Origin of the sequence: Amycolatopsis deserti, assembly GCF_014653945.1 — a bacterium.
Classification (GTDB): Bacteria; Actinomycetota; Actinomycetes; order Mycobacteriales; family Pseudonocardiaceae; genus Amycolatopsis_E; species Amycolatopsis_E deserti.
In genome coordinates this window covers 210,819-222,717 of record NZ_BNAU01000003.1, presented here as the reverse complement: position 1 = coordinate 222,717, position 11,899 = coordinate 210,819, and the positions used below count along the sequence as shown (strand labels likewise).

Genomic DNA, 11,899 nt, shown 5'->3' with positions numbered 1-11,899 from the left:
AACCAACAAAAGGGCCCTCCCCAAAATCGGGGAGGGCCCTTCAGTCAGGAAATCAACCCAGCTTCGCGAACCCCGGCTTCAACTTCTCCAGCACCCACGGGATGTCCAGCACCGTCGGGTACCGCAGCGCCGAAATCGTCTGCATGTCCGTCACCAGGTAGTTGCCCGCCTTGATCCCCGACACCAGCTGGTTGCTCTCGAACGCCTGCTGCAGGTCCGGCGAGGTGAACGCGACGATCACCAGATCAGCGGCCACCTTGTCGTACTGCTCCGGCGTCAGCGTGCCCGTCGGGCTGCCGGACTCGTTCTTCGACGCGTCCGCCACGGCCGGGCTCAGCTTGAGGCCCGTCGACTGCAGCAGCTGCACCGCGAAGTCCTTTTCGGACGCCAGGGTGAACATCTTGCCCGCCGTGTTGCCCACCGACGCGGTGAACGTCTTGCCCGCGGCCGCCGGGTACTGGGTCTTTACCTGGTCGATCGCGGCCTGCGCGGACGCCTTCACCGAAGCCGCCTCGCCGGTCTTGCCCAGCGCCTGCGCCACCACGTCCACGTGCTCCTGCCAGGTCTGCGCGCCCCACTCGGTTGCGTACCCGATCGTCGGCGCGATCTTGGCCAGGTTTTCGTACTCCTGCTCCAGACCGTAGTCCGCGGTGGCCAGGATCAGGTCCGGCGTCAGCGCGCCGACCTGCTCGGCGTTGACCCCGCTCGCCGCGTCGATGATCTGCGTCTTCGCCGGGTCGAGCTTGCCCTGCAGCCAGGGCGGTACACCGTTCATACCGGACTTGTCGAAGTAGGCGACCGGCGTGACACCGAGAGCCACGGCGGCGTCGAGATCATCACTGGACGTGCCGATCACGACCACCCGCTGCGGGGCCTTCTCGATCTTCGTGGTGCCGAACTTGTGCGTGATGCTCACCGGGAAGGCCGACGCGTCGGCACTCGCTGAGGACGCCGTCTGCGTCGACGAATCCTGCACATTGCCACACGCCACGAGCCCGAGGCCGAGCACGCCCGCGACCGAGGCGGCCACGAGCGAGCGGAGTCCGGGCAGGCGAACCCTGCGAGACATGGCAACACCCTTTCGAAGGAACTGCGACAAAGTGCGCCAAGTCAAGCAAGGCTAACCTAACGAAAGCAACCCTCACCGATGCGACGCGGATCACCCGGCATCGCGTTCACCCGGCCAGCCGCAGGTCCCAGCCCTCCGGCAGCCCCCGGACCTTGGCCACTTCGTGATCTGCCTCGACGTGCACGGTCAGCTCCCCGAGCCGCAGGTCCGACAACCGCACCCGGCCCCACTGCCCGGGCAGGTGCGGCCGGACCACCAGCCGCTGCTGCGGGACGTGCGGTTCGAGCCCGAGGAACGACCGCACCAGCAGCAACGGCGCCGCGCTCGCCCACGCCTGCGGCGAACACGACGTCGGGTAGGGGATCGGCGGGCTGAACTCCGACCGCGAGAACCCGCAGAACAGCTCGGGCAGCCGCCCGCCGAACGACGCCGCCGCGTCGAGCAGCCCGGTCGCCAGCCGCTGCGCCAGGTCCACCGCGCCCGGCAGGTGCGCGTACCGCAGCAGCCCGGCCACCGCGATCGCCGTGTCGTGCGGCCACACCGAACCGTTGTGGTAGCTCATCGGGTTGTACGCGCCCATCGCCGAGGACAGCGTCCGCAGCCCGTAGCCGGTGTCCATCTCCGGCCGGCTGAGCCGCTCGATCAGCACGGCCGCGTGCTCGTCGGTCGCGATGCCCGACCACAGGCAGTGCGCGGTGTTGCTGGTCAGCGCGTCCAGCGGTTGCTTGCGCCCGTCCAGCGCGACGGCGTACCAGCCCTGCTCCGGCAGCCAGAACGCCTCCGCGAACCGCTCCCGCAGCCGCTCGGCTCGCTCGCGGCACCGCGCCGAGGTGGCCGGGTCGTTGAACGCGTCGGCCAGTTCGGCGCGCGCCAGCCACGCGGCATACGCGTAGCCCTGGACCTCGCACAACGCGATCGGCGTCGTCGCCAGGCGTCCGGCCGCGTCGTTGATGCCGTCGAAGCTGTCCTTCCAGCCCTGGTTGAGCAGGCCGCGGTCGGTCGCCCGCCGGTACTCGACGAACCCGTCGCCGTCGCGGTCGCCGTAGCGCTCCAGCCAGTCCAGCGCCGCGTCGGCGGCGGGGAGCAGCGCCCGCACCGCGGTTTCGCCCGCGCCCCAGCGCCAGCATTCGGCCAGCAGCATGACGAACAACGGCGACGCGTCCACCGTGCCGTAGTAGTGGCTGCCGCCGAGCACCTGGTCGCTGTCCGGACCGAGCCGCAGTTCGTGCAGGATCCGCCCGGGCTCCTCCTCGGTCAGCGGATCGACCCGCTTGCCCTGCAGTTCCGCCAGCGTCTCCAGGGTGCCCAGCGCGAGGCCGACGTCCAGCGGCAGCGCCATCCACGCGGTGAGCAGGCTGTCCCGGCCGAACAGGGTCATGAACCACGGCGCGCCGGCCGCGACGAACGGGCGGCCGTCCTGGCTGCTGTCGTGGATCTGCAGCGCGCCGAGGTCGCTTTCGGTGCGCTGCAACACCTGCGTGAGCACCGGGTCGTCGGCGGCGATCACCGTGCTCACGTCCCGCCACGCGCGGATCTTGCGCGCCGGCCCGCTCGCCTCGACCTCCTCACCGCGGTCGAACTGCGGCCGCACCCGCCGGTTCCCGACGGTCGGCTGCACCACGATCTCGGTCGACCACTCGCCCCGTGCGGGCACGACGACGCGCCAGTTCAGCACGCCGGGCGCGGTCAGCGGGTCCGCGGTGGCGCTCACCGACAGGCCGCGCGAGCCGTCGGACCGGTCGCGCAGCAGCAGTTCCGCACCGGCCACGGTGGCGTCCGCCCCGCCGTGCGCGGGGCGGCCCTCCTTGACCGCGAACAGGTCCGAGAAGTCAGCGTCGACGTGCAACGTCAACGTCGCGACGGTGTTCTCCCGGCCCAGGTTCCGCAGCGTGATCGTCTCCCGCAGGCCGTCGCCGACCAGGCGTTCCCGCACCAGCAGCAGCGTGCTGTCGGCCTGCCCCGGCTTCGGGTTGCGGCGCAGCACGAACTGCGCCGCGAACGCCTCCGGCGAGAGGACCGACAGCGGGTGCGGGGCCTGCCCGTCCAGCCGCAGCTCCCACCGCGAAATCAGCCGCGCGTCCCGGAAGAACAGGCCGTGCGAGGTGCCCGGCTGGATGTCGCCGTTCGTGCCGGACAGGCAGAACGTGCTGCCCTCGACGAGCGTGACCGTGCCGCCCGCGCTGGTCACGGGCACCGGTTCGCCGGCGTTGAACGCCTCCGGCGTCATGGCCGTCCTCCGGATGGCTGCAGGGCGGGTCCGTTGTTGTCCATCTGGTCGTACGCGCGGTCGAGCGCCGAGTCCAGCGCCGCGTAGTCCCGGCGCAGGCGGCTGACCTCGACCGCCCGCCGGTACGCGGCCTCGTAACCGGCGCCCAGCCCGCCGACGTCGAAGTGCTCGGCGACGTGGGCGCGGCACTTGGCCGGGTCGAGGTGGCGGACGTCGTGCAGCGCCTGGACCAGGTCGGCCGGATCGTCGCGCACCAGGCCGGTGACCCCGTCCACGACGACCTCGGGCACCGCGCCGGACCGCAGCGCCACGACCGGGGTGCCGCAAGCCATGGCCTCGATCATGACCATCCCGAACGGCTCCTCCCACTGGATCGGGAAAAGCAGGCAGCGGGCCTTGGCGAGCAGCTCGCGCTTCGCGGTCGCGTCGGCGACGCCGAACACGTGGTCGTTCTCGGTGAGCCGCGGCCGGACCTCCCGCTCGAAGTACTCCTTCTCGATCGGCTCGGCGCACTTGCCGGCCAGCACCAGCCGCAACCCGGCGCGGTGCGCGGCCTCCAGCGCGAGGTGCGCCTTGTCCTGGTGGAACCGGCCGAGGAACAAGGCGTAGTCGTCCTTTTCGGACTCAAACGGCCAGTCGGCCAGCCGCAGTGCGTTGTGGACGGTGCCGATCCAGTTCAGGCCGGGGGCCAGCTCGCGCTGCCGGTCGCTGATCGCCACCAGGTGCACGTCGTCGCCCAGCTCGGTGTAGTAGCGCGCCATGTCCTCGCCCACCGGGCCGTGCACGGTCACCACCGTCGGCACGCCGTAGGCGGGAGCGTTGAGCGGCCCGGCCAGCGAGTGGTCGTGCACCACGTCGACGCCCTCGGCCGCGGCGAGGCGCTGCACCGCCCGGCGCGCGGCGATCGCGTGCATGACCTCGGGGTAGGGCTCGCCGAGCAGCTCCGGCACGGTGCGGTCCCACACCGGCACGAACCGGGCCTTCGTGCCGGGACGGCCGGCGCCGATCAGGGTGACGTGGTGCCCGCGGTCGACCAGCGCGTCCGCGAGGTCGGCGACCACCGCCTCGACCCCGCCGTACGCCTGCGGAGGAACGTCGAAGTAGGGCGGGACGACCATCGCCACGCGGAGCGGGCGGTCGGGGTCGTCGCGGCGCACGGCGGCGTGCGAAACAGATCGGGCTTTCCACGCGGGGCGATGCGCGCTGCTCAAGCTGCCTCCTCGGACCGACTATGCAATTAGCACTCTCCTCCTAAGAGTGCTAATACAGCGGTGATCGCCTCGGCAAGCTCCGGGCGGGCGAGATCTCCGTCACAAGGTGATCCGCCGGGACGCGAGCACGCCCGCGAGGCCGAGCGCCGCGGTGCCGGCGAAGATCACCAGGAACGCCGGTGTGGCCGCGCCCTGGGAGGCGATGAGCGCGCCGCCCAGTCCACTCGCGACCGCGGTCGCCAGGGTTTGCGCCAGTTGGAGCGCCGCGCTGACCGAGCCCTGCTGATCGTCCGCCGCGCGGCCGAGGGTTTCGGTGGTGGCGGCGTTGAACGCGACACCCATGCCGAACCCGCCGATCACCCAGCCGAGCACCGCGAGCAGCCCGGGGCCGGCGAGCACGCCGTAGGCCAGCACCGCCACCCCGGCCACCAGGACCGCGAAGCCCAGAGCCACCGCCGCCCGCCGGTCGCGGTCCCACTTCGCCTGCACCGCGGAGCCGGCCACCCAGCTCAGCGCCCCGGCCGACAGGCCCAGTCCGGCCTCGAACGCGCTCACGTGCCGCAGTTCGGTCAACCCCAACGGCAGGAACGCCTCGGTGCCGAAGTACACCGCGCACAGCAGGAACCGCACGACCACCCCGGCGGGCACGCCGCGCCGGACGGTGAGGGTCCCGGCCGGCGTGACGTGCCGCAGCGCCAGGACGGCGACGACCAACCCGGCCGCGGCGAGCGGGATCAGGACCGCGGCCGTGCGGAGTTCCAGCGCGGCCAGGACGAGCGCGGTGCCGGCGGCGAGCGCGACGCTGGCGACCAGTGGGCGCCAGCGGGAGCCGTCCGCCGCCGGTGTGAACGGCGTCTTCAGGCCGGGGAGCGTGCACCAGGCCGCGATTCCGGCGAGCGGGATCATGGCCAGGAACACCCACCGCCAGCCGATCGTGCTCGCCACCGCCGCCGCGACGACCGGGCCGACCAGGGATGGAACCGTCCAGGCCGACGACAGCAGGGCGAACATGCGGGCGCGCAGGCGTTCCGGGTAGACCAGCCCGATCAGCGTGTAGGCCATCGCCATCACCGCGCCCACGCCGAGACCCTGCGTGAACCGGCCGACCAGGAACAGCGGCCAGGACGGCGCGACGCCGGCGACCGCGCTGCCGACCGCGAACGCCACCAGCCCGGCGGCCAACGGACGGGCTGGCCCGCCGCGGTCCGCGGCGTGACCGGCGAGGACGGTGCCGACGATGTTCGCCAGCATCAGCGCGGCCAGCGCCCAGCCGTAGGAGCCGAGGCCGCCGAGCAGGCGGGAGATGTCCGGGAGGATGGTGGCCACGCCGAGCGATTCGAGCGCGACCAGTCCGACGGTGAGCACGATGCCGACGGTGCGAGCCCGGTAGCGGGGCGAGAGCACGCCCTCGGAAGTCGATGGGAGAGTCATGACGGCAATTATGTTCCGTACCGGAACGAAATGAAAGTGATAAGCTGCGAGGTGTGACGAGCACCCGGGCCGGACGGCCACGCGACGAGCGCATCGACGGGGCTGTCCGCGAAGCGACGGTGGAGCTGCTGAACGAGGTGGGCTACGCGGGCCTCACGCTGGAAGCCGTGGCGAGCAGGGCAGGCACGAGCAAGCCCGCGTTGCGCCGCCGGTGGCGCGGCCGGCCGCACCTGGTCGTGGACGCCCTGGTGACCACCGTGGGCGCGATGCCCACCCCGGACACCGGGTGCACGCGCTGCGATCTCGTCGCGGGGATCGGGACGCTCAGCGCGGCCTTCACGACCCGGATCGGGCGACGGGTGCTGCCCGCGCTGGTCGCCGACCTCGCCGACGATCCGGAGCTGGCGGAGGTGTTCCTGCGCGACTACTTCCACACGCGACGGACGTCCACCGCGGCGGCCCTGCGCCGGGGCGTCGAACGCGGCGACCTCGACCCGGACCTCGATTTCGACCTGGTGCTCGACATGCTGGCCTCGACGACCTACTACCGCGTCCTCTTCGGACACCTCCCGGTCACCGAGGACCTGGCGGAGCAGGTGGTGGACGTGGTGCTCAGCGGGGTCGCCACGCCGCGATGGCGCGGCTGCGGCCACTAGGGAGTGTCCTGTAACTGATCTATCTGCAGGCCTGGTTTGATCTCGGGTTGTGGTGGGTCGGGGTGAGGTGATGGATCGGGCGTGGGCGCGGATTGAGCCGTTGCTGCCGGTGTCGGGTCGGGGGCGGCGGTGGCGGGATCACCGGCAGCTGATCGACGCGATTCTGTGGAAGCTGCGGACCGGGTGTGCCGTGGCGTGACTTGCCCGAGCGGTATGGGCCGTGGAAGACCGCGCATGAACGGTTGCGGTGGTGGACCGCGGATGGCACCTGGCAGAAAGATTCTGGACGAGGTGATCGTCAAGGACGACTCGGTCGGTGAGGTCGAGTGGGTCATCTCGGTCTATTCGAGCGTGGTCCGGGCGCATCAGCATGCTGCTGGGGCTCGAAAAAGAGGGCTGCACGCCCGCGTCGAGGCGCTCGCGGTCGACGAGGAAGGACTCGGCCGGCCCGGGGCGGACTGAGCACGAAGATCCATCTTGTGGTCGATGGGCGCACAAGGCCTATTCGCATCCCTCAACTCGGCAGGCGATGCGGAACCGCGGGTCCGGTTTGACCAGTCAGAGCGGGAGGATCAGATCGCCCGCCGCGCCGCCAAGGGCTCCCGCGGCGGGCGTCCTCGCGCCTTCGATGCCGAGGCCTACCAGCAGCGAAACGTGATCGAACGCTGCTTCAACAGGCTGAAACAGTTCCGCGGCCTGGCCACCCGCTACGCCAAACGCGCCGCCACTACCAGGCCGAACTCACCATCGCCGCTATCGTCCTCTGGCTCAGATGACTTGCAGGACACTCCCTAACCCGCGTCGCCGGGGTGGACCAGGCCGGTTTCGTAGGCGATGTGCACCAGCTGCGCGCGGTCGCGGGCGTCCAGTTTGGACAGCAGGCGGCTGACGTAGGTGCGCGTGGTGGCCGGGCTCAGGAACAGCCGCCCGGCGATCTCGTCGTTGGACCGGCCGGCGGCGACCTCGGCGAGCAGCTCCCGTTCCCGTCCGGTCAGGTGCGCCAGCCGGGCCGGGTCGGTCCGGTGCCCGCGCGCCACCGCCGCCATCACGCGCCGGGTCACCGACGGCGACAGCAACGCCTCCCCACCGGCCACCGTGCGCACGGCCGCCCGCAGATCGTCGGGTTCGGTGTTCTTCAGCAGGAAGCCCGACGCTCCGGCGCGGATCGCGTCGAGGATGTGCTCGTCGGTGTCGAACGTGGTCAGCACGACGACCCGCACGTTGCGCAGCCGAGGGTCGGCGACGATGCGCCGGGTGGCCTCGATGCCGTCCACCCCGGGCATGCGGATGTCCATCAACACGACGTCCGGCCGCGCGGTCAGCGCGAGCGTCACCGCCTCCGCGCCGTCGGCGGCCTCGCCCACGACGGTGATGTCGTCGGCGCGGGCGAGCAGCGCGGACAGGCCGGCCCGCATCAGGTGCTGGTCGTCGGCGAGCGCGACCCGGATCATCGCGGCTCCACCGGCAGGCTCGCCTCGACGCGGAAACCCGCGCCCGGGCGGGAATCCAGCGTGACCGACCCGCCCAGCAGCTCGGCCCGGTCCCGCATCCCGTCGAGCCCACGGCCGCCGCGGACCGGCAGGTCGGCTCCGGCGCCGTCGTCGCGGACCTCGATCCGCAGCCGGTCCGGTTCGTAGCGCAACCGCACCTCCGCGTGCGTCGCCCGGGCGTGGCGGAGGCTGTTGGTCAGCGCTTCCTGCACGATCCGGTACGCCGTCGTGTCCACCGCGGCCGGCAGCGCGACCGGTTCGCCCTCGGTGGACACGGTCACTTCCAGACCACTTCGGACGGTCGCGGTGACCAGAGTGTCCAGGTGCCGCAGGCTGCCGACCGGGGCGCGGCCGGTGTCGTCGGTCAGCAGGCCGAGCGTGGTGCGCAGGTCGTGGGCGGCTTCGTCGGCGGCCAGCCGCAGGGTCGCCAGCGCCGAGCGGGCGGTGTCCGGATCGTCGTCCAGCGCCTCGGCGGCGACGCTGGCCTGCACCGACACCACGGCCAGCGTGTGCCCGACGGCGTCGTGCAGGTCCCGCGCGATCCGCAGGCGTTCCTCCTCGACCCGGCGCCGGGCCTCCCACTCCCGTTCCGCGGCGGCCTGCCGCGCGGTGCGGCGCTGTTCGGCACGCAACGCCCCCAGCGCGATCGCGCTCAGCATCAGCCCGGCCGTGGAAGCCAGCTCGAACCCGAGCAGGTAGTCCGGGTTCTCGCCCTGCCGCAGCCGGAAGAACGTGCTGACCAGCACCAACGCCGCCGCGGTCGTCGTAGCGACGCGTGCCTTCCCGGCTTCGGCCGCGGAGAACAGGGCCGCCGCGACCGGCAGCGCCAGCCCGACCGGCGGGTACCCGGCGGCGTAGTAGGCGAGCAGCCCGGCCGCGGTCGCGGCCAGCGCCAGCACCGGGAAGCGGCGGCGCACGAGCATCAGCGCGCCGAGGCACAGCGCGAACAGGTACGCCACCGGGTCGGGCGCCCGCGCGCCGCCGAGGTCCATCGCGAGGGCGACGGCCACCACGGTGGAGGTCGCGACCCCGAGAGCGGCGTCGGCGAGCACCCGCTTTCGCTCGCTCACGCCCCGAGAATAGCCAGGCCGCGCGCTTCGCACAGTCGTCCGATGTTGACTGTTCCGTCGCTCGCGGACGGACGACGGGCGGCGCGGAGGTGCCTACGTTCGACGGGCATGAGAACCCTGGGTGTCGCCATCCTCGGCCTGTTCGTCGGCCTCGCGGTGGGATTTCTGGTCTTCAGCGAACTCGTCGGACGGCTCGCCGCGCGGGACGGCCAGGTCGACGCGCCCTGGACGTTCGTGATCGGCTTCGGGCCCCAACTGCTCGCCGTCGCGGGCGCCGTCGTCGCCGTGCTGATCGACCGGCGGAGGCGGAACCGATGAACCTGTCCCGGCGCGGCCTGTTCCGCGTCACCGCGGCCGGCCTGCTGGTGGCGGGCTGCGCGAGCGGCGGCGCGAACACCGAGACCGAGTCCAGCGCGGGCACCCTGTTGCGCAGCACGGCGAAGCTGCCGGAGCCGTTCACCGTGCCGCTGCCGGTGCCGCCTGTGGCGCGGCCGGTCCGCCCCGGCCGCTACGAGATCACCCAGCGGGCCGCGGACGTGGAGATCCTGCCCGGCCTGCGCACGCGGATCTGGGGCTACGACGGCATCTTCCCCGGCCCCACGATCGAGACGCGACGAGGGCAGGCCACCGTCGTCCGGCACCGCAACGAGCTGGGCGTGCCCGTGGTGGTGCACCTGCACGGCGGCCGGACCCCGCCCGAGCACGACGGCTACCCGCTGGACCTGGTCGCACCCGGCGCGGCGCGCGAGTACGTCTACCCGCTGGACCAGCCGGCGGCCACGCTCTGGTACCACGACCACCGGGCCGACTTCACCGGCCCGCAGGTCTACCGCGGTCTCGCCGGATTCCACCTGATCCGCGACGACGAGGAGGACGCGCTGCCCCTGCCTCGTGGCGAGCGGGAGGTGCCGCTGATGATCACGGACCGGTCGTTCGCCGAGGACGGCTCCTTCGCCTACCCCTCGGTCGACCCGTCACTGCTCGGCGAACCGGGCGTGACCAGCGATTTCGTCAGCGGCGTGCTCGGCGACTGCGTCCTGGTCAACGGCGCGCCGTGGCCGGTGATGGAGGTGGACGCCGCGCGCTACCGGTTCCGGATCCTCAACGCCTCCAACGCCCGCCGGTACCGGCTCGCGCTCGACCCGCCGGGCGCGGGGTTCGTGCAGATCGGCGGTGACCAGGGGCTGCTGGCCGCGCCGGTCCGGCACGACCAGCTGCCGATCGCGCAGGCCGAACGGTACGACGTGGTGATCGACTTCTTGGCGTACCGGCCCGGCCAGGAGGTCACGCTGGTGAACCGGCTCGGCGAGGACGGCACGGCGCGCGTGATGCGGTTCGTGGTCACGCGGCGGGTGGCCGACGACAGCGCCATCCCGGCGCGGCTGGCCGATGTCCGGCCCCTGTCCCGTTCGGACGCGGTGGCCGAGCGCGAGTTCACGTTCCGCCGCGGCGGGGCCGAGCACCACGGGATGACACTGTGGACGGTCAACGGGATGCCGTTCAGCGCCGACGGCGTCGTGGCCGAGCCGGCACTGGGCACGGTCGAGCTGTGGCGGTTGCGGGCGCAGAACGTGCCGCACCCGATCCACATCCACCTCGCGGCGTTCCAGATCCCGGGCACGGCGCACGGCTGGAAGGACACGGTCGACCTGGGCAACGGTGACCAGGCCGAGGTGCTCGTCCGGTTCGAGGGCTACCGCGGCAAGTACGTCCTGCACTGCCACAACCTCGAACACGAGGACATGATGATGATGGCCAATTTCGTGGTGCGGTGAGAGTTACTCCTCGCCGTCGAACTCGAAGGCTTCCTCGATCATCTCGCCCATGATCATGCCGCCCACGACACCCGCCGCCGCGCCGGCGACCATGCCGCCCACGCCCATGCCGCGGCCGTGCCCGTGATGACCGGGGTGGTGGTGGCCGCCGAAGGCCGGGTTGCCGAACGCGGAGTGCCCGCCGCGCTGGGCGGCCTCGGTCAGCCACTGGCCGATGAGCGCGGCCCAGTCGGCGGTCTCCGCGTCCTGGTGCGACATCTGGAAGCGGCCGAACGAGTCGCCGCCGGCCTGCATGAAGCGGCCCCGCCGGTCGGCCTCGAGGACGACGGCCAGATCGTGCGGCCCGGCGACGAAGGTCAGCTCGACCTCGTTGATCCGCCCGGCGAACTCGGCCGGCGGGAAGAACTCGATCTCCTGGTAGAAGCCCAGTTCCTGGCGCACGCCGTAGAGGCGGCCGGCCTCCACGTCGGCGTTGCGGAACCGGAAGCCGAGCTGCCCGAAGGCGTCCAGCACCCGGTCCTGCGACGGCAGCGGGTGCACGTGGACCGGGTCGAGGTCACCCTTGTCCGGGGCACCCGAGATCACCAGCTCGGTCCGCACGCCGACCGCCATGCCGTGCAGCAGGGTGTCCCCGACCGCGGTGATGGGCGTCTCCCACGGCAGCCGCAGCTCGAACGGCACGGTGACCAGCTGGCCGGACGGCACCCGCACGCCCTGCTGCACGAGCTGGCGGTGGAACTCCCCGGTGGCCGCGGACTCGTGCCCGCCGTGCTCGATCTCGACCCGCGTGACCAGGGAGAGGACGACCTGGTCGATGGCCGCGTCGGCGCTCCCGCCCTGGATCCGGACCTGCCCGGTGACCACCTGACCGGGCCCCGAGTGGGGCGAGTCGAGCACGGTGTCGACCGACGGCCCACCGACGCCGAAGGCGCTGAGCATCCGCTTGAACATGGACGGTTTCCTCCTGGGA

10 protein-coding genes and 1 pseudogene are annotated in these 11,899 nt (G+C 72.2%); 4 read left to right on the top strand and 7 right to left on the bottom strand.

The window, feature by feature from the left end:
• Positions 1-52: 52 nt before the first annotated feature.
• The 4 genes from IE290_RS15830 to IE290_RS15815 form a co-directional block, all read right to left on the bottom strand.
• Complete coding sequence (locus tag IE290_RS15830) at positions 53-1,069, bottom strand: ABC transporter substrate-binding protein (protein ID WP_229874521.1); 1,017 nt, start codon at positions 1,067-1,069, stop codon at positions 53-55.
• Between the two features lie 106 nt (positions 1,070-1,175).
• A complete protein-coding gene (locus tag IE290_RS15825; protein WP_191245334.1) occupies positions 1,176-3,296 on the bottom strand; it encodes an amylo-alpha-1,6-glucosidase in 2,121 nt (706 codons plus the stop codon).
• Entirely contained in the window at positions 3,293-4,453 is a 1,161-nt protein-coding gene (locus IE290_RS15820) for a glycosyltransferase family 4 protein (protein ID WP_191245757.1), read from the bottom strand. The genes IE290_RS15825 and IE290_RS15820 overlap by 4 nt, the downstream gene beginning before the upstream one ends.
• Positions 4,454-4,606: 153 nt before the next feature.
• A complete protein-coding gene (locus IE290_RS15815; protein WP_191245333.1) occupies positions 4,607-5,938 on the bottom strand; it encodes an MFS transporter in 1,332 nt (443 codons plus the stop codon).
• Positions 5,939-5,991: 53 nt separating this feature from the next.
• On the opposite strand from IE290_RS15815, the gene IE290_RS15810 reads away from it, so the two are divergent.
• Both IE290_RS15810 and IE290_RS15805 read left to right on the top strand, forming a co-directional pair.
• Entirely contained in the window at positions 5,992-6,594 is a 603-nt protein-coding gene (locus IE290_RS15810) for a TetR/AcrR family transcriptional regulator (protein WP_191245332.1), read from the top strand.
• A gap of 70 nt (positions 6,595-6,664) precedes the next feature.
• Positions 6,665-7,370 (top strand): annotated as a pseudogene (locus IE290_RS15805) (IS5 family transposase).
• Between the two features lie 15 nt (positions 7,371-7,385).
• On the opposite strand, the gene IE290_RS15800 reads toward IE290_RS15805, so the two are convergent.
• Together IE290_RS15800 and IE290_RS15795 are read right to left on the bottom strand one after the other, a co-directional pair.
• Positions 7,386-8,045 (bottom strand): response regulator, encoded by a 660-nt coding sequence (locus IE290_RS15800; protein WP_191245331.1) that lies wholly within the window; start codon positions 8,043-8,045, stop codon positions 7,386-7,388.
• Positions 8,042-9,154, bottom strand: a complete 1,113-nt coding sequence (locus tag IE290_RS15795) for a sensor histidine kinase (RefSeq protein WP_229874520.1) — start codon at positions 9,152-9,154, stop codon at positions 8,042-8,044. Before IE290_RS15795 ends, IE290_RS15800 begins: the two co-directional genes overlap by 4 nt.
• Positions 9,155-9,262: 108 nt before the next feature.
• On the opposite strand from IE290_RS15795, the gene IE290_RS15790 reads away from it, so the two are divergent.
• Both IE290_RS15790 and IE290_RS15785 read left to right on the top strand, forming a co-directional pair.
• Positions 9,263-9,472 (top strand): DUF5957 family protein, encoded by a 210-nt coding sequence (locus IE290_RS15790; protein WP_191245330.1) that lies wholly within the window; start codon positions 9,263-9,265, stop codon positions 9,470-9,472.
• Complete coding sequence (locus IE290_RS15785; RefSeq protein WP_191245329.1) at positions 9,469-10,929, top strand: multicopper oxidase family protein; 1,461 nt, start codon at positions 9,469-9,471, stop codon at positions 10,927-10,929. Before IE290_RS15790 ends, IE290_RS15785 begins: the two co-directional genes overlap by 4 nt.
• A gap of 3 nt (positions 10,930-10,932) precedes the next feature.
• On the opposite strand, the gene IE290_RS15780 is transcribed toward IE290_RS15785, so the two are convergent.
• Positions 10,933-11,880 (bottom strand): sporulation protein, encoded by a 948-nt coding sequence (locus IE290_RS15780; RefSeq protein ID WP_191245328.1) that lies wholly within the window; start codon positions 11,878-11,880, stop codon positions 10,933-10,935.
• Positions 11,881-11,899: the final 19 nt, after the last annotated feature.